We start from the raw sequence: 21,066 nt of genomic DNA on the forward strand, positions 1-21,066 counted from the left end.
CTGGCATCCCGGATCATCGGGACGAGCGGGGACCAGGAGCGCCGCCGGTCATAAAAAGAGGCCGCCAACGCGGCGGCCTCGAGTGAGCGGGTTTCCGTTTCTTCTTGGCCGATGAAGGGTCGGGGCCAGAGCCCTTCACCGCGTCCAGTCTTCGCCGGCGCACAGCGTTCCCATGCAGCCGCGAACGTTCAGCGTGCCAGGTGCGACCAGCGTCACCGAGCTCTCATAGGTCTTGCCGTCGTCGGCGTTGTAGATCCGGCCGGCCCACTTGCTCGGGCCCGCCGGCTGCATGTTGATGAAGAGCCCGATGCCGATCACCGGCCGGGTGCGCTGCGCAGGATCGACATTCTTGTCGTCGCGCTGCGGCTTGCCGGTGGCCTTGTCGATCGGCTCCTTCAGCCAGATCACACGGCCGCACAGCGCGTCGCCGCAATGGTGGACCTTGACCTTGGCGTCGCCGGACTGGGTCAGCCAGACGCCGGCCGGATCGGTGGCCCGGTCGTTGACCTTGGCGGCCTCGGCAGTGCTGCCGAGCAGCGGGATGTGGAATGCCGCCACGATCAGGCGGCGGGTGAGGTGAGCGCGGATCATATGCTTCAGGGTGTTGGGCAGGCCATCAAGGTCGGGGAGTACCGTCATCATCCACCTTCTTCATGAAAAATTTCATGATAAACATGAAATAAATCACGTTTAAGGTTGAGTCAACAACATTACCAAGGCATGATGCGACTTGGCCGTAACGGCCTGTTTGGCAAAAAAATCTTTGGATGGGTGCGATGGGGATATCGGTTCGCGAGCAGCGCCAGCTTTGGTTTCGCAGGCTCGATCGGGCGTTCTGGGTGATCTGGCTCTCGCTGCCCGTGGTGCTGTGGCTGGCCTACTACCGCACCACGACCGCCCCGGGCACGATTGCGGAAAGCCTGGGCGGCGAGCAGGCGAAGTGCGCCAGCATCGTCGTCAACCCGCTTGCGATGTCGACCACGGGCCAGTTGCTGTTCTGGTCGCTGTTTGCGCTTGGGGTATCGTTTTACGCCGTGCTGATCGGCATGCTTCATCGGATGGTGAACCGATTCGCGAACGGCCGGATCTTCGTGTCCGAGACGCTGCAGGGCGTCTGGTGGATGGGGATCTTTCTGGTGGTGTGGCCGTTCATCGATACGATCACCACCAACGCGGTGATCTACATCCTGTACCGGATCGGCGACATCAAGTTCCTGCTGCTGAACTACAACCTCGACGTCGGCACCATCGCAGGCGGCGTGTTCCTGATGGCGCTGAAATTCGTGATCGAGCACGCCATCCTGTTGCAGTCCGAACACGACCTGACGATCTGAGGATGATGCTGGTGCCGATCGTCGTGAACCTCGATGTCATGCTCGCAAAACGAAAGCGCCGCCTCGGCGACCTCGCGGACGCCATCGGCATTTCGATCCAGAACCTCTCGATCCTGAAAACCGGCAAGGCCAAGGCGATGCGCTTCTCGACGCTGTCGGCGATCTGCCGGGAGCTGGACTGCCGGCCGGGCGATATTCTGGAATACGTGCCGGGCGACGAGGGCGGCGACGCCGATAGCGGCGAGGGCGGTTGACCCGCGCCGAATCGATCGCGTCATACGGCGTGGCCACCGCATTGCGTCGTCGAGATCGTCGGGTACCATGTGTGGAGTTTGCGGCCACACATGGGAGCGTTCCGATGAGCGATATCTGGCGGCTGTCTGCGACTGAACTTGCCCAGCACATTGCGCGGCGGCAGCTCAGCTCCGCGGAAGTGGTGAATGCCCATCTCGCCCGTATCGATGCCGTCAATCCAGCGCTGAACGCCGTGGTGCGCGTCCTGGCCGAAGAGGCCCGCGCGGCCGCGGATATGGCCGACCGGCGGCTTGCCGCCGGCGAGGCGATCGGCCCCCTGCATGGCGTGCCCTTCACGGTGAAGGAGAACATCGACATGGCGGGTTTGCCGACCACATGGGGTGTGACCGCATTCGCGGACGCAGTCGTTCCGATCGACGCGCCGGTGGTGGAGCGGATGCGTGCCGCAGGTGCAATCCCGATCGGTCGGACTAATCTGCCGGACATGGCCTTGCGGTTGCACACCGTCAGTTCACTTCATGGGCTCACGCGCAATCCATGGCACCCGGATCGAACGGCCGGCGGTTCGAGCGGAGGTGAAGCAGCCGCCATCGCCAGCGGCATGAGCCCGATCGGGTTGGGCAATGACATCGGTGGCTCGCTGCGAAATCCGGCCAATGCCTGTGGCATTGCCTCGATCCGTCCTTCGTTCGGGCGCGTGCCGGATGCAGATTGCGGCCCTGCCGAGGGGCAGTTGCTGGCGGTTCAGCTCATGAATGTCCAAGGCCCAATGGCGCGCCGGGTTGCCGACGTTCGCCTTGGGCTGCGTGTATTGATGGGGGCGCATGCACGCGACCCCTGGTCGATTGATGCGCCGTTTGAGGGACCATCGCCGCGCCGGCCGATCCGCGTGGCCGTGATACCCGAACCACCCGGAGGACGCACCGATCCGGCCGTGGCCGCGACTGTTCGACGTGCCGCGCATGCGTTGGCCGATGCCGGCTATGAGGTCGAGGAGATTCACCCGCCACGCTACGAGGATGCGGTGAGTTGTTGGGCGCGCCTGATCATGGGTGACGTCCGATCGATGCTTGGCCCGCTGTCTCAGATCATGGGCGCGGACGCGCTCGGCTTCCTGCATAGATTTGACGCGCTGGTGCCGGTGCTGCCCGACCCCGCCGCATGGTCCGCCCTTCTGCTGGAGCGCCACGCCATTGCGCGGGCCTGGTCGCTGTTCATGGCCGAACGGCCATTGCTGCTGTCACCCACATGGACCCAATTGCCGTTCGTGCACGGCTTCGACACGGCGAACGAAACCGGCGCCGCTGCGGCCAAGGAGCTGATGCGTCCGGTGGTTCCTGCAAACCTGCTGGGACTGCCGTCAGCCTGCGTGCCGGCTGGGCGGGACGAGGAAACCGAGCTGCCAATCGGGGTGCTTGTCACTGGTTCGCGATTTCGGGAGGACCTTTGCCTCGAAGTGGCCGAAGCCATTGAGACGCGCCTCGGCGTGCAAACGCCGATCGACCCGGTGGGTATGCAACAAGCGCGTTAATCGCGTCTCTCACGCACCCGTCCGCGTTTCCTACTCCGGCAGCAACACGATCTTGCCGATCACCTCGCGGCTTTCCACGCGGCGCAGCGCGTCCGCGAATTTCGACAGCGGCAGCGAGCGATCGACGGGGGCGCGCAGCTTGCCGGCCTCGAAGAGGCCGAACAGTTCGTCGAACAGGACGCCGACCCGCGCGCGCAGCGCAGCGTCGGCCTTGCTCTTGCCCCACGCCATGTAGAAGCCCCAGTAGAGACCGATCACCGTCAGGTTCTTCACCAGCACGAGGTTGGCCGGGATCTCGGGAATGCGGCCCGAGGCGAACCCGATCGGCAGCAGCCGGCCGAGCGGCGCAACGCAGCGCAACGACTCGTCGAACACGTCGCCACCCACCGGATCGAACACGACGTCGACGCCGCGGCCTCCGGTGATGTCCAGCACGCGGTCGCGGAAGCCGCCATCGCGGTAGTCGATGGCGTGGTCGGCGCCGTAGTCCTTGACGGCCGCGACCTTGCGCGCACCGCCGGCGGTTGCGATCACGGTGGCGCCGAGCGCGCGGCCGATCTCCACGGCGGCCAATCCGCTCGCGCCGGCCGCGCCATGCACCAGCAGCGTCTCACCGGGCTTGAGGTCGGCACGCCATTTCAGGCCGGCATAGGCCGTCGCATAGATGGTCGGAAACAGCGTCGCGCCCTCGAAGCCCAGGCGGTCGGGGATCGGGAAGACGTTGGCCGCATCCACGATCGCCTGGTCTGCGAATCCGCCGGAGGGCAGGCCGGCGCAGACGCGGTCGCCGACCTTGAGCGTGGTGCGGACATCGGGCGCGATCTCGCTCACGATGCCGCCGATCTCGGTGCCCGGGATGAACGGGATGCTCGGCCGGTTCTGGTGCTTGCCGGCGATGAACAACAGGTTCGCGAAGCTGACGCCGGCGGCGCGCACCACGACACGGATCGTGCCCGGCGCCAGCGCGGGCGGGGCGGTCTCCTCGTAGACGAGGTCGTCGATGCCGCCGAAGCGGCGGCCGATCACGGCGCGCATTGTCAATCCTTCCCGACGGTGCCGTGGCGACCGGAGCCGGACGCGAACCGGCTGGCGCCTGCCTGCGCTTCCTTGCGGCGGGCCTCGATGGAGAGCTCCGTCTCCAGCGCGATGGCGTCCGCCTCGGACAGATTCCACTGCCGGATCGCCGACATCCGGTCCGATCGCATCGCGATCTGCGGAAACGACGCTATCTGATGCGCCAGCTCGACCGCGGCGGCCAGCGCCTGGCCGGTCGGGACAAGCCGATCGGCGAGGCCCATCGCGACCGCTTCCGAGCCTGCGACCTTCCGCGCGGTCAAGAGCATGTCGAGCGCGCGTCCGGCCCCGATCAGCCGCGGCAGCCGGACCGTCGTGCCGTCGCTCATCGGGACCCCCAGCGACGCGACAGCACGGCGAAGGTCGCACCCTGCTCGGCGATGCGAAGGTCACAGCGCAGCGCGACGCCGAGGCCGCCGGCGCAGGCATAGCCGGCAACGGCCGCGAGTACCGGCTTGGAGAGAATGTCGTGGCACGGTCCGTCGGGATCGCCGGCCCACGGCTTGTATGCGTAACCGGCCGCAAGCTCCTTCAGGTCGGCGCCGGCGCAGAAGTGGCCGCCGGCGCCGGTCAGCACGGCGACCGCGCGATGCTCGTCGCGATCGAAATCCCGCAGCGCCCGGGTCAGCGCCGCGGCCGTCTCGTTGTCGAGCGCGTTGCGCACCTCCGGACGATTGATGGTGATGATCGAGACCGGCCCGTCATGGGCGACCAGCAGCTTCGCCATATCAGCCATTGTCGGTCGCGTCCTTCAGTGGGTCTTGAGCAATGGACAATCGCTTTCGCCGGCGGGCCGCCAGGCCTTGTCGCCCGGAATCGTCGCGACGATCTTCCAGTAGTCCCATGGACCCTTGGACTCGCCGGGCTTCTTCACCTCGGTCACATAGAGGTCGCGCAGCAGGCGGCCATCGGCGCGAATCCGGGCGCCGTGGGTGAATGCGTCTTCGACCGGCAGCTCGCGCATCTTGTCTGCGACCTTGGTGCCGTCGTCGGTGCCCGTCGCCGCGACCGCCTTCAGATAGTGGACCACCGAGCTGTAGACACCGGCCTGAACGATCGACGGTGGCCGTCCCATCTTGTCCCAAAAGCGCTTGGCGAAGGCACGGCTGCCGTCGTCGAGGTCGTGATAGTAGGTGGTGGACGAGATCAGGCCCTGTCCGGCGTTCAACCCCATTGCGTGCACGTCGTTGATGAACATCAGGAAGGTCACGACCTGGGTGTTCGTGCCGATCACATTGTATTCGTGCGCCTGCTTGATGGCGTTGCTGGTATCGCTGCCGGCGGTCGCCAGCGCGAGCACCTTGGCGCCCGATCCCTGGGCCTGAAGCAGGTAGGACGAGAAGTCCGGGGTGTCGAGCGGGGCGCGCACGCCGCCGATCACCTTGCCGCCACCGGCCGCGATCCGCTTGCTCGCCTCGCTCTCCATCGATTTGCCGAACGCGTAGTCGGCCGTGATGAAGAACCAGGTGTCGCCGCCGCGCTTGAGGACGCCTTCCGGAGGCGCCGCGGCCAGCGCGTAGGTGTCGTACATCCAGTGAAAGCTGTATCGCGAGCAGCTTTTTCCGGTCAGCTCGGCCGTCGCCGGGCCCGACATCAGGAAGATCTTCTTGCGTTCGCGCGAGACCGTCTGCATGGCGAGCGCCGCAGCCGAGGAGCCGCCGTCGGCGATGGCGTCGACGCCCTGGGCGTCATAGGCCTGCCGGGCGAGATTGGCGGCGATATCGGGTTTGTTGGCGTGATCGCCGGAGACGATTTCGATTCTCGCGCCGGCGACCTTGCCGCCGAAATCTTCCGCCGCGAGTTCGGCCGCGACGATCGATCCCTTGCCGCCAGCGTCGGCGTAGATGCCGGTCATATCGTTCAGGATGTCGATGCGCACCACGTTGTCGGACATCTGCGCGCATGCCGCCGACGACATCAGGCCGGCGATGACGCCTGCCCCGATCGCGCAGGCGAGGGGTTTCTTCCGCATGGTTCGCTCCCTTTTGTTCTTGCTTCGAGTTTGTTGCTTCGACGCGCGCGACGTCGGCCGGCAATCTGCAATCGTTCGACGCTACGGATGGATCTGAACATACCGCGTAGTATGTTGAAAAATACCCAGTAGTATGTTTGACTGTCAACCTTGCCGCGAGGAGGACGTGTTGGGCAGAATGGGCAGGATCGACGGCGCCGAACCGCTGGCGGATCGGCGCGTGGAAATTCTCGATGCCGCGGCGCGCGCCTTCATGCGGCAGGGCTTCGCAGCGACCTCGATCGACCGGGTGAGCGACGAGATCGGCTCCACCAAGGGCGCCGTCTATTACTACTACCGCAGCAAATCCGAGCTGTTCTTCGCGGTCCATCGCCGCGGCATGGAGCTGACGCAGGCCGCGATCCGGCCGCCGTTCGAGATGGACGCTGCGCCGCGCGAGCGCCTGCATGCGATGGCTTTCGCGCACACCTTGCTCGTCATCGATCACCTGCCGTATCTGCGCGTGGCGGCGCAGGGGCTCGAGATGCATTTGCTGGAGCGCACCAATGCGAGCGAGCGAGCCGAACTCGAGGAGGTCGCCGCGCTCCGCGAGACCAACGAGAACCTGTATATCCGCGTCATCAGGGACGGCGTGGCGTCCGGTGGCTTCCGCAGCGTCGACGCCAAGCTCGCGGCCAAGCCGCTGCTCGGAGCGTTGAACTGGACGTCACGGTGGTATCACCCGAGGGATGGCGAGACCCAGGCCAGCAAGAAGAAGCTGGCGCTGTCGATCGCGGATTTCGTGACGGCCGGCCTCGAGATGAAGAATTGAAGCCTGTCGGGGATGGCGGATCGGCCGACACCCGTAAAGCGAACTGAGGAGCTGCGGGTGAGCGAGCTCATTCTCCATCACTACGATTTCTCGAACTATTCCGAGAAAGCGCGCGTCGCGATGGGATTCAAGTCGCTGCGTTGGAACGGCGTGACAATCCCGCCGGTGTTGCCGAAGCCCGACCTGACCCCGATCACGGGCGGCTATCGGCGTGCGCCGGTGCTGCAAATCGGCGCGGACGTCTATTGCGACACGCGGTTGATCCTGAGGGAGCTCGAACGCAGGCATCCCGAGCCGAGCCTGTTTCCGGCGGGCAGCACCGGGCTCGCGAATGCGGTGTCAGCCTGGGCCGAAGGGCCGCTGTTCCGCGCCATCATGCTGTATGCATGGGGCACCAATCACGATCTGATGCCGCCGCAATTGTTCGAAGACCGTGCGGGGATGCGGGGATTGCCGGTGCCGAGCGTCGCATCGGTCGAGCGCGCAGCCGCGCGCAACGCGCCACTGGTGCGAGCGCAACTGCCGCTGGTCGAAGACATGCTGGCCGATCAGCGGACATGGATCTGCGGCGAGCGTTTCACGGTCGCCGACCTGTCGGTGTTTCATGCCCTCTGGTTCCTGACCGATCGAAGCGACCGGCTGGGGCACGAGCTCGCGCACCTGCCCGCCGTCGCAGGCTGGATGCAAAGGATGCGCGGTCTAGGGCACGGCCAACGAGAGGATTTGACGGCTGAAGAGGCGCTGGCGATCGCACGAGACAGCGAGCCTGTACCAAGTTCGCGAAACGGCGTTCGCTATCCCGAAGGCCCCGAGCTTGGTAGCTTGGTCGAAGTGCGCGCCGCCGACTACGCCAGGGACGCAATTGTCGGCAGACTCGATTTCCTCGACACCGACGAGATCGCCGTCCGCATCCGCAGCGATCGGGTCGGCGACATCGCCGTCCATTTCCCGCGCATCGGCTTCGAGCTGCGGCCGGTGCGCGGCTAGAGACATCAGTCACTCATGAAAAAGGCCGCCGGAAACCGGCGGCCTTGGCATTGTGGTCTTTGGGAAGGTCGGCTTACTCAGCCGCCTGCTTGCGCGGCGGATCGAGCGCGCCGGAATCGTGGATCTCGGCGACCTGGTGATCCGAGAGGCCGAGCACCTCGCGCAGGATCTCGTCGGTGTGCTCGCCGAGCAGCGGCGAGCGGGCGACGTCGCTCGGGGAGTCCGACAGCTTGATCGGGTTGCCGACCGAGATGTACTTGCCGCGGGTCGGGTGATCGACCTCGACCACGGTGCCGGTCGCGCGCAGCGACTGGTCCTCGGCGAGCTCCTTCATCGACAGGATCGGGCCGCAGGGGATGTCGTCCTTGTTGAGGATCTCCATCGCCTCGAACTTGGTCTTGGTCATCGTCCACTGCTCGATCCGGGCGAAGATCTCGTTCAGGCGCGGCAGGCGGGCCGGCGGCTTGGAGTAGTTCGGATCCGTCTTCCAGGAGGGCTCACCGATCACGTCGCAGATCTTCTCCCAGACCGGCGCCTGGGTGATGAAGTAGATGTAGGCGTTCGGGTCGGTCTCCCAGCCCTTGCACTTCAGGATGCGGCCGGGCTGGCCGCCACCGGAGTCGTTGCCGGCGCGCGGCACGGCGTCGCCGAACGGGACGCCTTCGCCGAACTGGCTGTATTCCTTGAGCGGGCCATGGGCGAGGCGCTGCTGGTCGCGCAGCTTGACCCGCGACAGGTTCAGAACGCCGTCCTGCATCGCGGCGGTGACGCGCTGGCCCTTGCCGGAGTGCGTGCGCTGATAAAGCGCGGTGACGATGCCGAGTGCGAGATGCAGGCCGGTGCCGCTGTCGCCGATCTGCGCGCCGGTGACGAGCGGCACGCCGTCGCGGAAGCCGGTGGTCGAGGCGGCGCCGCCGGTGCACTGCGCGACGTTCTCGTAGACCTTGCAGTCCTCATACGGGCCGGGGCCAAACCCCTTGATCGAGGCGACGATCATCTTCGGGTTGATCGCCTGGATCTTCTCCCAGGGGAAACCCATGCGATCGAGCACGCCAGGGCCGAAATTCTCGACCAGCACGTCGCACTGCTTGATCAGCGCGGTCAGCACTTCCTTGCCCTTCGGGTTCTTGGTGTCGAGCGTGATCGAGCGCTTGTTGTGGTTCAGCATGGTGAAATACAGGCTGTCCACGTTCGGGATGTCCTGCAGCTGGCCGCGCGTGATGTCGCCGACGCCGGGGCGCTCGACCTTGATCACGTCGGCGCCGAACCAGGCCAGCAGCTGCGTGCAGGTCGGTCCGGACTGGACGTGGGTGAAATCGAGAATGCGAACGCCCTTGAGCGCCTTGGTCATAATGTTTTGCTCCGTACTCTGGTCTGCCCCTGCACCCGCAGGGAGTGAAGGGTTGAGGGGTTACTTCTTCTTGCTCAGCACGCTCTGCGGATTGAGATTGCCGATGCGGCCACTCTCCGAGCCCGCCGCCGGATCGATTACCGCGTTGATCAGGGTCGGCTTGCCGCTGTCCAGCGCCGCGTTGACCGCGCGCTTCAATTCGTCGGGCGAGGTGGCGTTGACGCCGACGCCGCCGAAGGCTTCCATCATCTTGTCGTAGCGCGAGCCCTTGACGAACACGGTGGTCGCCGGATCGTCGCTCACGCCGTTGACGTCGGTGCCGCGATAGATGCCGTCATTGTTGAAGATCACGACGCAGATCGGCAGCTTGTAGCGGCAGATGGTCTCGACCTCCATGCCGGAGAAGCCGAACGCGCTGTCGCCTTCGACCGCGAGCACGGGCAGGCCGGTCTCGACCGCCGCCGCGATCGAATAGCCCATGCCGATGCCCATCACGCCCCAGGTGCCGACGTCGAGCCGCTTGCGCGGCTTGTGCATGTCGACGACGCCGCGGGCGAGGTCGAGCGTGTTGGCGCCCTCGTTGACGAAGATGGTGTCCGGACGCTCGGCGATGATCGCGCGCAGCGCGCCGAGCGCGCCGTGATAGTCCATCGGCGAAGCATTGTTCATCAGCTTCGGCGCCATCTTGGCGACGTTGTCGTCGCGTTTCTTGGCGACGGTCGCGAGCCAGTCGCTGGGTGCCGCGCTCCAGTTCGCGCCCATGGCGTCGAGGAAGGCTTGCACGCAGGAGCCGATGTCGCCGACCACGGGAGCCACGATCTCGACGTTGGAATCCATTTCCTTCGGCTCGATGTCGACCTGGATGAACTTCTTCGGGGCCTCGCCCCAACTCTTGCCCTTGCCGTGCGACAGCAGCCAATTGAGCCGCGCGCCGATCAGCATCACGACGTCGGCGTCCTTCAGCACGGTCGAGCGCGCCGCGCCGGCGCATTGCGGATGCAGGTCGGGCAACAGGCCCTTGGCCATGCTCATCGGCAGGAACGGCACGCCGCTTGTCTCGACGAAGTTCTTGATTGCCTCATCCGCCTGCGCATAGGCCGCGCCCTTGCCGAGAATGATGAGCGGCCGCTTTGCGCCCTTCAGCACGTCGAGCGCGCGCTTGACCGACGACGGGGAGGGGATCTGCTCGGGCGCGGCGTCAATCACCTTGACCAGCGACCTCTCGCCGGCATCGGCGTTCATCACCTGGCCGAACAGCTTTGCGGGCAAATCGAGATAGACCCCGCCGGGACGACCCGACACCGCGGCACGGATTGCGCGCGCGAGACCGATGCCGATATCCTGGGCGTGCAGCACGCGGAACGCGGCCTTGCACAGCGGCTTGGCGATCGCGAGCTGGTCCATCTCCTCATAGTCGCCCTGCTGCAGATCGACGATCTCGCGCTCCGACGAGCCGGAGATCAGGATCATCGGGAAGCAGTTGGTGGTGGCATGGGCGAGCGCAGTGAGACCGTTGAGGAAGCCGGGTGCCGACACGGTGAGGCAGACGCCGGGACGCTTGGTCAGGAAGCCCGCGATCGAAGCCGCATAGCCGGCGTTCTGCTCGTGGCGGAACGACAGCACGCGAATGCCCGCCGCCTGGGCCATACGGCCCAGGTCCGTGATCGGGATACCCGGCACACCATAGATGGTGTTGATGCCGTTGAGCTTGAGCGCATCGATGACGAGGTGAAAGCCATCCGTGAGTTCCTGCTCGGTGCCCGGTGCCTCGGACTTCGCAGCGGTATTCAGCATCGGCATCGTCTCCCTGATCGTTCTTGTTCGGACGATCTCGTTGTCGTCAGAAGCGAGTGGACTCGAAAGTATCTAAGTGAACAGTTCCTGGCCGTGCGCCTCGACATAGGCGGCAAGACCAAGCGTATGATCGCGGGCGCGCTTCTCGGCCAATTCAGTGTCGCGCGCTTCCAGCGCCTCGATGATCCCGAGATGCTCGGGCAGCGAGGTCGCGGTGCGGTCCTTGCGGCCGATCGTGAGCTGGCGATAGCCGCGCACATGCAGCAACAGGTCGTTGGTGAGATCGACCAGCACGGGCGATTCCGACAGCGAGATCAGCGCCTGGTGGAAGGCGATGTTGGCCTTGGAATATTCCTCGACGTGATCCTGCGGCAGGCGGTCGGCGCTGAAGTCCTTGAAGAAGTCGCGCAGCGACGAGATGTCCTTCTTGCGCGCGGTGGTCGTGATCAGCCGCGCCGCCATGCTCTCCAGCGCGGCCCAGGCGCGGATCATGTCGACGATCTCGGACTTGGTGCGGCGGACCACGATGATGCCGCGGCGCGGCACGGTCTTCACGAAGCCGTCCTGCTCGAGCATCGCGATTGCTTCGCGGATCGGCGTGCGGCTGACGCCGAGACGTTCGGACAATGCGCGCTCGTCGAGCATCACCGGCTCGGGCGTCGCATAGATGTCCATCTTGAGAATCGCTTCCTTCAAGGCCTCGTAGGCCTTGTTCTTGAAGCTCGTCTCCGGTGCGATCCGGACGATGGCGATATCTGTATCGGCCATGTTAGGCGACGCCTTGGTCTGTTTCGGGTCAGGCACGACTCGTCTCCTCCTCTTGGAGACGTCTTCTTAGCAGAAGAAATTACCTTGGATTTTTGGCATGCCAAATACCAGAATGTCAAGGTGGCCTTATTTTTCGGCGTTTTCAGGCATTGCCCGACCTTGACAATTGCGTTTTTGGCATACCAAATGCCACGAAATTGTCCCAGGAGGAAGCCGATGTCAAACTCGAAGGATGCGGTCCGCAAAATTCTCGATGCGGTCAAGGCCGACAAGCGCACGAGCCTCACCGCGCCCGAAGGCAAGGTGGTCTGCGACGCCTATGGCATTCCGGTGCCGAAGGAGGGCGTCGCCAAGTCGGCCTCCGAGGCCGCGCGCATCGCTTCCGACATGGGTTTTCCGGTCGTGATGAAGATCGTCTCGCCCGACATCCTGCATAAGACCGAGGCCGGCGGCGTCGTGGTCGGCGTCAAGAACACGGCGGACGCCGAGAAGAGCTACGAGACCATTCTGGCCAACGCCAGGAAGTACAAGGCCGATGCCAAGATCGAGGGCATCCAGGTGCAGCAGATGCTGGGCGGCGGCACCGAGGTGATCGTCGGCTCGATCACCGACGGCTCGTTCGGCAAGCTGGTCGCCTTCGGCCTCGGCGGCGTGCTGGTCGAGATCCTCAAGGACATCACCTTCCGCCTCGCGCCCGCGACCAAGGACGACGCGCTGTCGATGCTCGACGGCATCCAGGCCCATGAGATGCTGAAGGGCGTGCGCGGCGGCGAGCCGGTCAACCGCGAGGCGCTGGCCGACGTCATCGTCAAGGTCTCGCAACTCGTCAGCGACTTCCCCGAGATCGTCGAGCTCGACCTCAATCCGGTGTTCGCCACCAGCAAGAACGCGATCGCCGCAGACGTCCGCATCGTCGTCGACTTCGACTACAAGCCGCGCCCGGCGCCGCGCCCGACCGAGGAGATCGTGGCGGCGATGAGCCGCATCATGCAGCCGAAGGGCGTGGCGGTGATCGGCGCCTCCGCCGAGGACGGCAAGATCGGCAACTCGGTGATGAAGAACCTCATCAACGGCGGCTACAAGGGCGAGATCTATCCGATCCACCCCAAGGCGGAAGAGATTTTGGGCTACAAGGCCTACAAGAGCGTCAAGGACGTCCCCGGCGTGATCGACACGGCGGTGTTCGCGATCCCCGCGAAATTCGTCGCCGGCGCGCTCGCCGAATGCGGCGAAAAGAAAATCCCCGGCGCGGTGCTGATTCCCTCGGGCTTTGCCGAGGCCGGCGCGCCCGAATTGCAGGCCGAGATCGTCGAGGTCGGCAAGAAGTACAACATCCGCCTGATGGGGCCGAACATCTACGGCTTCTACTATACGCCAGCCAATCTCTGCGCGACCTTCTGCACCGCCTACGACGTCAAGGGCCACGCCGCGCTGTCGTCGCAGTCGGGCGGCATCGGCATGGCGATCATCGGCTTCTCGCGTTCGGCCAAGATGGGCGTGTCGGCGATCGTCGGTCTCGGCAACAAGTCCGACATCGACGAGGACGATCTGCTCGCCTTCTTCGAGCAGGATCCCAACACCAATCTGATCGCGCAGCACTGCGAGGACCTCAAGGACGGCCGCGCCTTCGCCGAAGCCGCCAAGCGCGTCTCCAAGAAGAAGCCGGTGGTGGTGCTCAAGGCCGGCCGCACCTCGGCTGGCGCCAAGGCCGCCTCGTCGCACACCGGCGCGCTCGCCGGCAACGACAAGATCTATGAGGACGTGTTCAAGCAGTCCGGCGTGATCCGCGCGCGCAGCCTGCGGCAATTGCTGGAATTCGCCCGCGGCGTGCCGGTGCTGCCGACGCCGAAGGGCGAGAACATCCTGATCATCACCGGCGCCGGTGGCTCCGGCGTGCTGCTGTCGGATTCCGTGGTCGATAACGGCCTGTCGCTGATGGCGATGCCGCCGGATCTCGATGCCGCGTTCCGCAAGTTCATCCCGCCATTCGGCGCGGCGGGCAATCCCGTCGACATCACCGGCGGCGAGCCGCCGATCACCTATGTCAACACCGTCAAGCTCGGCCTGTCGGATGAGCGCATCCACGCGCTGATCCTCGGTTACTGGCACACCATCGTGACGCCGCCGATGGTGTTCGCGCGCAACATGGTGGAGGTGAAGAAGGAGATGGAGGCGAAGGGCTTCGTCAAGCCGATGGTCGCCTCGCTCGCCGGCGACGTCGAGGTCGAGGAGGCCGCCGAATATCTCTATCAGCACGGCATCCCGGCCTATGCCTATTCGACCGAGCTGCCGGTCGAGGTGCTCGGTGCCAAGTACAAATGGGCACGCGGCGCGGGCCTGCTCTGAGCTTCTGATCCGTCGCATGCGACAGGCCGCCTCGGACACCGTCCGGGGCGGCTCTTTCATTGCATCGGCCGAGCTGAAACGTGCCGCCAGGGACGGGCGGGCAGGGAAGGCAGCGCGGCTCTTGCCTCCGTTCAGCTCGCGTGAGTTCCGCACTGCATCCCGTTATCCCCGGACCGGAGCCGGCTTGCCTTCCGCATCTGATGTGCTACTGATATATCAGATAAACGATGGAGGAAGCTGCGATGGAGTTGGCTGCAACAGTGATGACCGATCGCCAGCGCAAATATCGTGCGACCTACCGCGAGCGCGTGGTCGGCTGGTACAATGGCTGGCTGCATGTCGTGCTGATCTACACGATCGGCTTCACGGCGCTGTATGTCTACCTGGCCAATCTGCATGACGTGAAGTGGTGGGAATATCTCACCATTCCCGTGGTCTTCCTGATCGCGAACTTCTTCGAATGGGCGGTGCATCGCTTCGTCATGCACCGGCCCTCGAACGTGCCGCTGCTGCGCGCGATCTACAGCCGCCACACGCTGATGCACCATCAGTTCTTCACCGAGGAGGAGATGCGGTTTGCCGACCATCACGACTGGCGCGTCACCTTCTTCCCGCCCTATGCGCTCGTCGTGTTCACGTTGATGTCGATCCCGCCGGCGATCGTCGCCGGGCTAGTGATCTCGGCCAATACCGGCTGGCTGCTGATCACCACGACCACGTCGATGTACCTGATCTATGAATTCATGCATTTCTGCTGCCACGTCGAGGAAAATGCCTTCGTGCGCAACATGCCGTTCGTCAACACCATCCGCCGGCATCACACCGCCCATCACAACCAGTCGATCATGATGGAGCGCAACATGAACCTGACCTTCCCGGTGATGGACTATGTGTTCGGTACCTCCGATCTCAATCGCGGCCTGCTCGGCCACGTCTTCAACGGCTACAGCACGCGCTACGTGAAGACCGACATGCGGCGCACGGCGCGGACGCCGCGGGTCGTGGTGAAGGAGCAGCCGGTGCCGCATGCCGCAGCTTGAACCGAATCTCGCGGGTCTTGCCTGGTTCGGCCTGCTGTGGAGCGTGTGTTGCATCGGCTTCCTGCAACTCGCCGGCATGTACCCGCTGCGTGGCCGCCGGGCGCTGCCGATGACGCTGACCGTCCTGTGGGCGATGTTGCTGGCCGGCACGCTGGCATTCGCCCTGGTCGAGCTGCGCTGGACCACGATCGTCGTGGTGGGCGGGGTATTGTTCCTATTCTTGCCCGCGTTGTTCCAGGCGCTACCCGAATGGTGGCGCGACGGGCACGCGGGATTGCGCCTGTCGTGTTGTGCGATGGTCGCGGCGCTTGCGCTGCTCGCCGGTGTCGCCGCGCCATCGTTGCATAATTGGATGATCTGAAGGGAGATCGCGATGCCCAGCCACATCAAGCTCATGCTGTCGCTGGCGTGCCTCGCCACCGCGGCTTGTGGGTATTTTTTCATGGTCTATCTCGGACAACAGGGTCCGAGCTATGCGGTCGCCTTCCTCGGCGTGTTCGCCACGGTCGCGATGTGGATCTTCCCGGAGGTCGTCAAGAAGGACCTCAAGATGCGCCCGCCGGGATCCTGACCGGGGTCGTGACGTGATGCTGCTGCACAGGGAGGATGCGATGGCGAGCTATACCGGGGACCGCACCATCGACGGCATTTCGGTGCAGGTCGACGGCGAGCCGCTGTCGCCGCATTACGATCAGCTCCGGCTCACCGAACACGGCTTTGAATGGAGCTATGAGGGGCCCGAGCCGGCGCAGCTGGCGTTCGCGCTGCTCTATCACCACCTGCGCGACGCCACTGCCGCGAAGGCGCTGCACGCGGCGTTCATGCGCCGCGTCGTCGCCAATTTCGACAATGAATGGGAGCTCTCCTCGGCCGATCTCGACGAGGCGGTCGCGGCACTGCGGTCCGAACAGACGGTGTAACCCTACGCGCATGCCCCCGGCGGAGAGCCTGTCCAGATGACCCTGACCTGCCGCGCGGCGGTGCTGCATCGAAGCGGAACGCCGCTCTCCGTCGAACGTATCTCGCTGGCGTCGCCCACGCCGACCGATGTCGTGGTAAAGCTCCGTGCCGCGGGGCTCTGCCACACCGACCTCGAGGTGATCGATGGATCGCTGCGCTATCCGTTGCCGATGATCCTCGGCCATGAGGCGGCCGGCGTGGTCGAGGAGGTCGGCAGCGCGGTGCGCGACATCCGTGCCGGCGATCACGTCGTGCTGTCCTGGAATCCGCACTGCGGCCACTGCTTTCACTGCGACCGCGCGCAGCCGATCCTGTGCGAGACCTATCTCGCCAGGGGCGCAGAAGGCGTGCATTTCGACGGCAGCTCGAAGGCGCAGCTCGCGGACGGCGCGAAGCTGGCGCATCTGATGTTCCTCGGCGCATTCTCCGAATATGTCGTGCTGCCGGCGCAGCAGGCGATCGTCGTGGCCAGGGAGATCCCGTTCGACCGTGCCTGCCTGATCGGCTGCGGCGTCATGACCGGCGTCGGCGCGGCGTTGAATGTCGCCGAGATCGGCCACGGCGACACCGTGATGGTCGCGGGCTGCGGCGCGGTCGGGCTGGCCGCGGTGCAGGGTGCCCGGCTTGCCGGCGCCGGTGCCATCATTGCGGTCGATCTCGACGATGCCAAGCTTGCGCTGGCGCGGAAGCTCGGTGCGACGCATACCGTCAACGTTGCGCACAGCGACCCGGTCCAGTTCGCCAGGGAGGCGACGCGCGGGCGAGGGGCGGACGTCATCCTCGAAGCGGCCGGGCACCCGCTGGCGTTCCGGCAGACTGCGGAGGCGGTGCGGCCGGGCGGTCAGGTGATCTGGCTCGGCAAGATCGACGTCTCGCACGATGTGAGCTTCCGCTGGGGCGCATTGATGGGCGAGAAGCGGTTTCGCCGCTCGAGCTATGGCGGCGCGCGGCCGCGGCGTGACTTTCCCTGGCTGGCGCGGGCCTATCTCGATGGCCGGCTCAAGCTCGACGAGCTGATCACCGGCCGCTGCACGCTCGACGGCATCAATGACGGCTTCGAGGCATTGCGCCGCGGGCGGTCGATCCGCACGGTCGTCGAATTCTGAAAGCTTTCACAGCGTCGAGCGCGCAAAGCTCTCGATGTAGTCGATCAGGCTGTCGGACGCCGCCCCCGCAGCGTCGACGCGCCGCTCGGCGATGGCCTCGGCGACGTCGGCATGCAGCCGCGCCGCGAGCGGCAGGTCGGCGGCTTCCTTGTAATGCTGGTACCAGAACCGGCGCGACAGGCCGTGCATCAGGCCCATGGCGCGGGAGGCGAACTCGTTGCGTGACGCCGCGGAGACCAGCGTATTGAACTGGTGGTCCAGCCGCATGAACAGGAGATCGTCGGATTTCTCCGCCGCGCGCCGCATGCCGGTGGCGATCTCGGCGAACTGGGCGCGCTGCTCGCTGGTGGCGCGCTCGGCCGCGCCGCGTGCCATCAGCCGTTCCAGCTCGCGCCGCACTTCGAGCAGGCGAAGCTGCGCGCGCAGGTCGATCTCCGACACCAGCACGCCGCGGCGGGCGAGGATGTTGACCAGGCCATCGCGCGACAGGCGCTGCAAGGCCTCACGGATCGGAGTGCGGCCGATGTCGAGCCGCTTGGCGAGCACCAGCTCGGAGAGCGCGGTGCCGGGCGGCAGTTGCAGCGTCACGATCAGCTCTTCCAGCTCGGCATAGGCACGATCGGTCAGCGTGACGTCGCTTTGCGGGAGCCGGGCTTGCGCCGCAGCGCGTGACTTGTCACCGGTAGCCGACGATGACCGCGCCGGCCGGCGACTACCTGCTGCGCGCGCGCGCGCCGTGCTGGATCGTTTGTTCGAATCTGCCATCGAGATCATGAGTGCTACGATCCAGCAGATATCTCACACGCCTGACGGCACTGACAAGGCCGCTCGGTCCGCGGCGCACCGATTCGGTGCGCAGCGAGCAGCACCCGTCAGTGCGAGATGCTTTCCAGCGTCCGGCCGCGGGTTTCCTCGCCAAGCAGCAGCACAGCGAGGGCCGCGATCACGAATGCGCCGGCACCGAGCGCGAAAACGCCACTTTGTCCCGCCGCCGGGAGAATCACGCCGATCACGTAGGGGCCGATCAGCGAACCGATTCGGCCGACCGCGGACGCAAAACCCGTTCCGGTGGCACGGACATGGGTCGGGTACAGTTCAGGCGTGTAGGCGTAGAGCGCCGACCACATCCCGAACAGGAAGAACTGCATGCACAGGCCGGCGATGATGAGTTGGGTCTGGTCCGCCGCCGAGCCGTAGAAGTGGCAGGCGATCGCGCCGCACAGCAGGTTCATCACCAGCGTCGCCTTTCGTCCCCAGGATTCCACGAGCCAGGCCGAAACCAGGAAGCCGGGGATGCCCGCGAGCGAGATCATGATGGTGTAGAACACCGATTTGGTGATCGGGAATCCCTTGGCCTGGAGCAGTGCTCCGAGCCACGTGGTCAGGCCGTAGAAGCCGAGCAGGGCAAAGAACCACAAGGTCCACAGCATCGTGGTCCGCTTGGCGTAGATGCCTGAAAACAGCGTCCTCAGGCCGGTGACCTCGGGCGCGGGCGCGGCCGCCTGGCGCACGACCGGCGGCAGTTCCCCGCCGCCGAGACGGTCGCGGACCTTGCTCTCGATGTCGCGTACCGTCGACTCGGCCCGGTCCGAATGGCCGTGCGACGCGAGCCAGCGCGGCGATTCCGGAACGTAGCGGCGCACCACGAGCACGAAGACGGCCGGGATCGCCTGAAGGATGAAGACCCAGCGCCAGTCGGCGACTTGCAGCACGAAATAGGTCAACAGGCCCGAGGCGATGAAGCCGAGCGGCCAGAACCCCTCGAGGAACGCGATATAGCGGCCGCGGTTGCGGGCCGGCATGATTTCCGAGACCATCGATTGCGCGACCGGAAACTCCATGCCCATTCCGAAGCCGAGCAGCAGGCGGGAGGCGCCGAGCGCGGTCGCCGTCGTGGAGAGGCCGCAGCACAGGCTGCCCAATCCCCAGAAGATCATGCTGACCTGGAAGACGCGGGCGCGGCCGAAGCGGTCGGCCAGCATGCCGGCGGAAGCGGCGCCGGCGAACATGCCGAGGAAGCTCATGCTGGACAACAGGCCTGCTTCCGCGGTCGAGAGGCCAAAGGTCTGACGGATCGAGCCGAGCACGAAGGTCAGCGCGGCGAGGTCCATGCTGTCGAAGAACCACGCCGTCGCGATGATCCCGAAGATCCAGCGCTGATAGGAGGTCAGCGGCAGGCGTTCGAGCCGTGCCGCGATATCGGCGACCTGCTGCGCCTGCGCGGTTCGCGCGACGGCGGCCGGAGCCCGGCTACCAGCTGCTGCGGTGACGTCGGAAACGGTCATGCTGTCCTCCCCAGGTGGACGTTGGCGGGCTCTTGGCGGCCCTTTCGTAAGATGTCACATAGATGGCAGTGATATGTCAATTGGTTGTCAGGTGTGGGAAGGTAGCTGGCGGCGGGAATTGGACTTTGCCGGCAGGGGCAAATCGACGCGCGGCGCGCGCCGGCCGTCATCCGAGCCGGTCTCGATCAGGCCGCACGATGGCGCTGCGGACCGCCATCCAAGCAGCATCGAAATCCGGTTAACGGCATTGGAGAAATCGGGGCTTATCGGATAAGCCGGCTTTAAGGCGGAACCGACTAGATCTGCTCGGGCTGCAACGTGCTCGATGCCTGGAGGGCCTCGCATGTTGCGTCCGGAGGAGGCGCTTACCCGACATGTCAGCTCAGATGGATCTGGATTTCGCAACCGATGATCGTGCCCGGGCGCAGATCGGCGCGGCGGTGGGCTATCTGCTCAGGGACGCGACCGGCGTCGCGCGTGAGCATGCCGTCGAGACGATCGTCGAGATGGTGCGCGAGATCGCAAGCCGGCCGCACGCGGTCGAATCGGTCTCGATCCAGCCGCTGATGAGCGGCGTCGCCTATCGCGACTTCGTCATCGATGCCTACCGACGCGACGTCGATCGCTGGCGCGCGACCATCCGCCGTGCGAACGGCAAGAAGATCCGGATCGCCTCTCCGCCGTCGGTCCGCGACGAGGCCACGACGACGGCCGATGCGATCACCGCCGAGAAGGCGATCGAGTTCGCCCGACGGGCGATCGACCTGGGTGAGGTGATCTGATCCGCCCCGTCTCCGGTTGCCGTCGCCGCGAATCTCCGGACGACGGCCGCTGAGCCTATGCTTGGGACGCGTGATGTGCTCCGATGCGACCGCTGCGCCGGCTCGGGAGCCGGCCGCGAAATCATCCATCGTACCCGAGCTCGAGAAACGCCATGCCGTCGGAACTCCGTTCGCCCCGTCTCGCCGTCCTGATCGACGCCGACAACGCATCCGCAAGAATTGCCGATGGGCTGTTCGAGGAGATCGCCAAGATCGGCGAGGCCAGCGTGCGCCGCATCTACGGCGACTTCTCCAATCCACGATCCAAGGGCTGGGCCGACGTGCTGTCCAAGCACGCCATCATCCCCAGCAGCAATTCGCCTATACGACCGGGAAGAATGCGTCCGACATCACCCTGGTCATCGACGCCATGGACCTGCTGCATAGCGGCCGGTTCGACGGCTTCTGCCTGGTGTCGTCGGACAGCGATTTCACCCGGCTTGCCGCCCGCATCCGCGAGCACGGCATCGACGTGTTCGGGTTCGGCGAGCAGAAGACGCCGGAGAGTTTTCGGCAGGCCTGCCGCAGGTTCGTCTATACCGAGATCTTGCGCGGCGGCGCTGCGAGCAGTCAGGATACCGCCGCACGTGCCCAGCCGCTGCAACCGCCCGAAGCCGCCACGCCGATCATC

General features: G+C 65.5%; 22 protein-coding genes and 1 pseudogene. 13 read left to right on the plus strand and 10 right to left on the minus strand.

The window, feature by feature from the left end; translation table 11 throughout:
* Nucleotides 1–135: 135 nt before the first annotated feature.
* Complete coding sequence (locus CWS35_RS19165) at nt 136–591, minus strand: DUF2147 domain-containing protein (RefSeq protein ID WP_051404256.1); 456 nt, start codon at nt 589–591, stop codon at nt 136–138.
* Between the two features lie 185 nt (nt 592–776).
* Here CWS35_RS19165 and CWS35_RS19170 point away from each other — a divergent pair, with 185 nt between their 5' ends.
* From CWS35_RS19170 to CWS35_RS19180, 3 genes are all read left to right on the plus strand, one after another.
* Nucleotides 777–1,334 (plus strand): DUF2975 domain-containing protein, encoded by a 558-nt coding sequence (locus CWS35_RS19170; protein ID WP_100953139.1) that lies wholly within the window; start codon nt 777–779, stop codon nt 1,332–1,334.
* Between the two features lie 5 nt (nt 1,335–1,339).
* Entirely contained in the window at nt 1,340–1,588 is a 249-nt protein-coding gene (locus CWS35_RS19175; RefSeq protein ID WP_100956500.1) for a helix-turn-helix transcriptional regulator, read from the plus strand.
* Nucleotides 1,589–1,692: 104 nt separating this feature from the next.
* Entirely contained in the window at nt 1,693–3,120 is a 1,428-nt protein-coding gene (locus CWS35_RS19180) for an amidase (protein WP_100953141.1), read from the plus strand.
* Nucleotides 3,121–3,150: 30 nt separating this feature from the next.
* On the opposite strand, the gene CWS35_RS19185 is transcribed toward CWS35_RS19180, so the two are convergent.
* From CWS35_RS19185 to CWS35_RS19195, 4 genes are read right to left on the minus strand one after another with little or no spacing between them, the layout of a single operon-like run.
* Nucleotides 3,151–4,155, minus strand: coding sequence for an NADPH:quinone oxidoreductase family protein (locus tag CWS35_RS19185; RefSeq protein ID WP_100953143.1), 1,005 nt, complete (start codon nt 4,153–4,155; stop codon nt 3,151–3,153).
* A 2-nt stretch (nt 4,156–4,157) separates the two neighbouring features.
* On the minus strand, nt 4,158–4,523 hold the full coding sequence (locus tag CWS35_RS40645; protein WP_371682794.1) for an enoyl-CoA hydratase-related protein: 366 nt from the start codon (nt 4,521–4,523) through the stop codon (nt 4,158–4,160).
* Nucleotides 4,520–4,930 carry an enoyl-CoA hydratase-related protein gene (locus tag CWS35_RS40650; protein ID WP_371682795.1) on the minus strand — a complete coding sequence of 137 codons (411 nt, stop codon included), beginning with the start codon at nt 4,928–4,930 and terminating at the stop codon, nt 4,520–4,522. Before CWS35_RS40650 ends, CWS35_RS40645 begins: the two co-directional genes overlap by 4 nt.
* A 15-nt stretch (nt 4,931–4,945) precedes the next feature.
* Nucleotides 4,946–6,166 (minus strand): ABC transporter substrate-binding protein, encoded by a 1,221-nt coding sequence (locus CWS35_RS19195; protein ID WP_100953145.1) that lies wholly within the window; start codon nt 6,164–6,166, stop codon nt 4,946–4,948.
* Nucleotides 6,167–6,344: 178 nt separating this feature from the next.
* Between CWS35_RS19195 and CWS35_RS19200 the strand changes: the two genes are divergently transcribed.
* Both CWS35_RS19200 and CWS35_RS19205 read left to right on the plus strand, forming a co-directional pair.
* On the plus strand, nt 6,345–6,977 hold the full coding sequence (locus CWS35_RS19200; protein WP_029878852.1) for a TetR/AcrR family transcriptional regulator: 633 nt from the start codon (nt 6,345–6,347) through the stop codon (nt 6,975–6,977).
* Nucleotides 6,978–7,034: 57 nt separating this feature from the next.
* Nucleotides 7,035–7,964 carry a glutathione S-transferase family protein gene (locus CWS35_RS19205; protein WP_168226349.1) on the plus strand — a complete coding sequence of 310 codons (930 nt, stop codon included), beginning with the start codon at nt 7,035–7,037 and terminating at the stop codon, nt 7,962–7,964.
* 73 nt (nt 7,965–8,037) lie between these two features.
* Here the strand turns inward: CWS35_RS19205 and frc are convergent, their stop codons facing one another.
* The 3 genes from frc to CWS35_RS19220 all read right to left on the minus strand — a co-directional run bounded on the left by frc (nt 8,038) and on the right by CWS35_RS19220 (nt 11,877).
* The gene (frc, locus tag CWS35_RS19210) at nt 8,038–9,315 is read right to left on the minus strand and encodes a formyl-CoA transferase (RefSeq protein WP_100953148.1); all 1,278 of its coding nucleotides are present in this window, start codon (nt 9,313–9,315) and stop codon (nt 8,038–8,040) included.
* Nucleotides 9,316–9,375: 60 nt separating this feature from the next.
* Nucleotides 9,376–11,109 (minus strand): oxalyl-CoA decarboxylase, encoded by a 1,734-nt coding sequence (gene oxc / locus CWS35_RS19215; RefSeq protein ID WP_100956502.1) that lies wholly within the window; start codon nt 11,107–11,109, stop codon nt 9,376–9,378.
* Between the two features lie 72 nt (nt 11,110–11,181).
* Complete coding sequence (locus tag CWS35_RS19220) at nt 11,182–11,877, minus strand: GntR family transcriptional regulator (RefSeq protein ID WP_024579636.1); 696 nt, start codon at nt 11,875–11,877, stop codon at nt 11,182–11,184.
* A gap of 216 nt (nt 11,878–12,093) precedes the next feature.
* Between CWS35_RS19220 and CWS35_RS19225 the strand changes: the two genes are divergently transcribed.
* The 6 genes from CWS35_RS19225 to CWS35_RS19250 all read left to right on the plus strand — a co-directional run bounded on the left by CWS35_RS19225 (nt 12,094) and on the right by CWS35_RS19250 (nt 17,329).
* Nucleotides 12,094–14,223 carry an acetate--CoA ligase family protein gene (locus tag CWS35_RS19225; RefSeq protein ID WP_100953150.1) on the plus strand — a complete coding sequence of 710 codons (2,130 nt, stop codon included), beginning with the start codon at nt 12,094–12,096 and terminating at the stop codon, nt 14,221–14,223.
* A 242-nt stretch (nt 14,224–14,465) separates the two neighbouring features.
* Nucleotides 14,466–15,263: a sterol desaturase family protein gene (locus tag CWS35_RS19230; protein WP_100956504.1), complete on the plus strand. Its 798-nt coding sequence runs from the start codon at nt 14,466–14,468 to the stop codon at nt 15,261–15,263.
* A complete protein-coding gene (locus CWS35_RS19235; RefSeq protein ID WP_024579639.1) occupies nt 15,250–15,624 on the plus strand; it encodes a hypothetical protein in 375 nt (124 codons plus the stop codon). Before CWS35_RS19230 ends, CWS35_RS19235 begins: the two co-directional genes overlap by 14 nt.
* Nucleotides 15,625–15,636: 12 nt before the next feature.
* The gene (locus CWS35_RS19240) at nt 15,637–15,834 is read left to right on the plus strand and encodes a hypothetical protein (protein WP_024579640.1); all 198 of its coding nucleotides are present in this window, start codon (nt 15,637–15,639) and stop codon (nt 15,832–15,834) included.
* 40 nt (nt 15,835–15,874) lie between these two features.
* A complete protein-coding gene (locus tag CWS35_RS19245) occupies nt 15,875–16,183 on the plus strand; it encodes a DUF6166 domain-containing protein (RefSeq protein WP_168226350.1) in 309 nt (102 codons plus the stop codon).
* Between the two features lie 36 nt (nt 16,184–16,219).
* Nucleotides 16,220–17,329, plus strand: a complete 1,110-nt coding sequence (locus tag CWS35_RS19250) for a Zn-dependent alcohol dehydrogenase (RefSeq protein ID WP_024579642.1) — start codon at nt 16,220–16,222, stop codon at nt 17,327–17,329.
* A 6-nt stretch (nt 17,330–17,335) separates the two neighbouring features.
* On the opposite strand, the gene CWS35_RS19255 is transcribed toward CWS35_RS19250, so the two are convergent.
* Nucleotides 17,336–18,094, minus strand: a complete 759-nt coding sequence (locus tag CWS35_RS19255) for a GntR family transcriptional regulator (protein ID WP_024579643.1) — start codon at nt 18,092–18,094, stop codon at nt 17,336–17,338.
* Nucleotides 18,095–18,201: 107 nt separating this feature from the next.
* Nucleotides 18,202–19,614 (minus strand): MFS transporter, encoded by a 1,413-nt coding sequence (locus CWS35_RS19260; protein WP_024579644.1) that lies wholly within the window; start codon nt 19,612–19,614, stop codon nt 18,202–18,204.
* Between the two features lie 374 nt (nt 19,615–19,988).
* Between CWS35_RS19260 and CWS35_RS19265 the strand changes: the two genes are divergently transcribed.
* Nucleotides 19,989–20,396, plus strand: a complete 408-nt coding sequence (locus CWS35_RS19265; RefSeq protein ID WP_024579645.1) for a hypothetical protein — start codon at nt 19,989–19,991, stop codon at nt 20,394–20,396.
* A gap of 152 nt (nt 20,397–20,548) precedes the next feature.
* A pseudogene (locus CWS35_RS40655) lies at nt 20,549–20,913 on the plus strand (NYN domain-containing protein); the annotation flags it as partial.
* Nucleotides 20,914–21,066: the final 153 nt, after the last annotated feature.

Source organism: Bradyrhizobium sp. SK17 (assembly GCF_002831585.1).
Taxonomy (GTDB): Bacteria; Pseudomonadota; Alphaproteobacteria; order Rhizobiales; family Xanthobacteraceae; genus Bradyrhizobium.

Coding starts and splice junctions, on each gene's coding strand:
- CWS35_RS19250 (WP_024579642.1), top strand. CDS start 16,220: ATGACCCTGACCTGCCGCGCGGCGGTGCTGCATCGAAGCGGAACGCCG.
- CWS35_RS19255 (WP_024579643.1), bottom strand. CDS start 18,094: ATGGCAGATTCGAACAAACGATCCAGCACGGCGCGCGCGCGCGCAGCA.
- frc (WP_100953148.1), bottom strand. CDS start 9,315: ATGACCAAGGCGCTCAAGGGCGTTCGCATTCTCGATTTCACCCACGTC.
- CWS35_RS19165 (WP_051404256.1), bottom strand. CDS start 591: ATGATCCGCGCTCACCTCACCCGCCGCCTGATCGTGGCGGCATTCCAC.
- CWS35_RS19230 (WP_100956504.1), top strand. CDS start 14,466: ATGGAGTTGGCTGCAACAGTGATGACCGATCGCCAGCGCAAATATCGT.
- CWS35_RS19265 (WP_024579645.1), top strand. CDS start 19,989: ATGTCAGCTCAGATGGATCTGGATTTCGCAACCGATGATCGTGCCCGG.
- CWS35_RS19200 (WP_029878852.1), top strand. CDS start 6,345: ATGGGCAGGATCGACGGCGCCGAACCGCTGGCGGATCGGCGCGTGGAA.
- CWS35_RS19240 (WP_024579640.1), top strand. CDS start 15,637: ATGCCCAGCCACATCAAGCTCATGCTGTCGCTGGCGTGCCTCGCCACC.
- CWS35_RS19225 (WP_100953150.1), top strand. CDS start 12,094: ATGTCAAACTCGAAGGATGCGGTCCGCAAAATTCTCGATGCGGTCAAG.
- CWS35_RS19195 (WP_100953145.1), bottom strand. CDS start 6,166: ATGCGGAAGAAACCCCTCGCCTGCGCGATCGGGGCAGGCGTCATCGCC.
- CWS35_RS19175 (WP_100956500.1), top strand. CDS start 1,340: ATGCTGGTGCCGATCGTCGTGAACCTCGATGTCATGCTCGCAAAACGA.
- CWS35_RS19170 (WP_100953139.1), top strand. CDS start 777: ATGGGGATATCGGTTCGCGAGCAGCGCCAGCTTTGGTTTCGCAGGCTC.
- oxc (WP_100956502.1), bottom strand. CDS start 11,109: ATGCTGAATACCGCTGCGAAGTCCGAGGCACCGGGCACCGAGCAGGAA.
- CWS35_RS40650 (WP_371682795.1), bottom strand. CDS start 4,930: ATGGCTGATATGGCGAAGCTGCTGGTCGCCCATGACGGGCCGGTCTCG.
- CWS35_RS19185 (WP_100953143.1), bottom strand. CDS start 4,155: ATGCGCGCCGTGATCGGCCGCCGCTTCGGCGGCATCGACGACCTCGTC.
- CWS35_RS19180 (WP_100953141.1), top strand. CDS start 1,693: ATGAGCGATATCTGGCGGCTGTCTGCGACTGAACTTGCCCAGCACATT.
- CWS35_RS19245 (WP_168226350.1), top strand. CDS start 15,875: ATGGCGAGCTATACCGGGGACCGCACCATCGACGGCATTTCGGTGCAG.
- CWS35_RS19260 (WP_024579644.1), bottom strand. CDS start 19,614: ATGACCGTTTCCGACGTCACCGCAGCAGCTGGTAGCCGGGCTCCGGCC.
- CWS35_RS40645 (WP_371682794.1), bottom strand. CDS start 4,523: ATGAGCGACGGCACGACGGTCCGGCTGCCGCGGCTGATCGGGGCCGGA.
- CWS35_RS19220 (WP_024579636.1), bottom strand. CDS start 11,877: ATGGCCGATACAGATATCGCCATCGTCCGGATCGCACCGGAGACGAGC.
- CWS35_RS19235 (WP_024579639.1), top strand. CDS start 15,250: ATGCCGCAGCTTGAACCGAATCTCGCGGGTCTTGCCTGGTTCGGCCTG.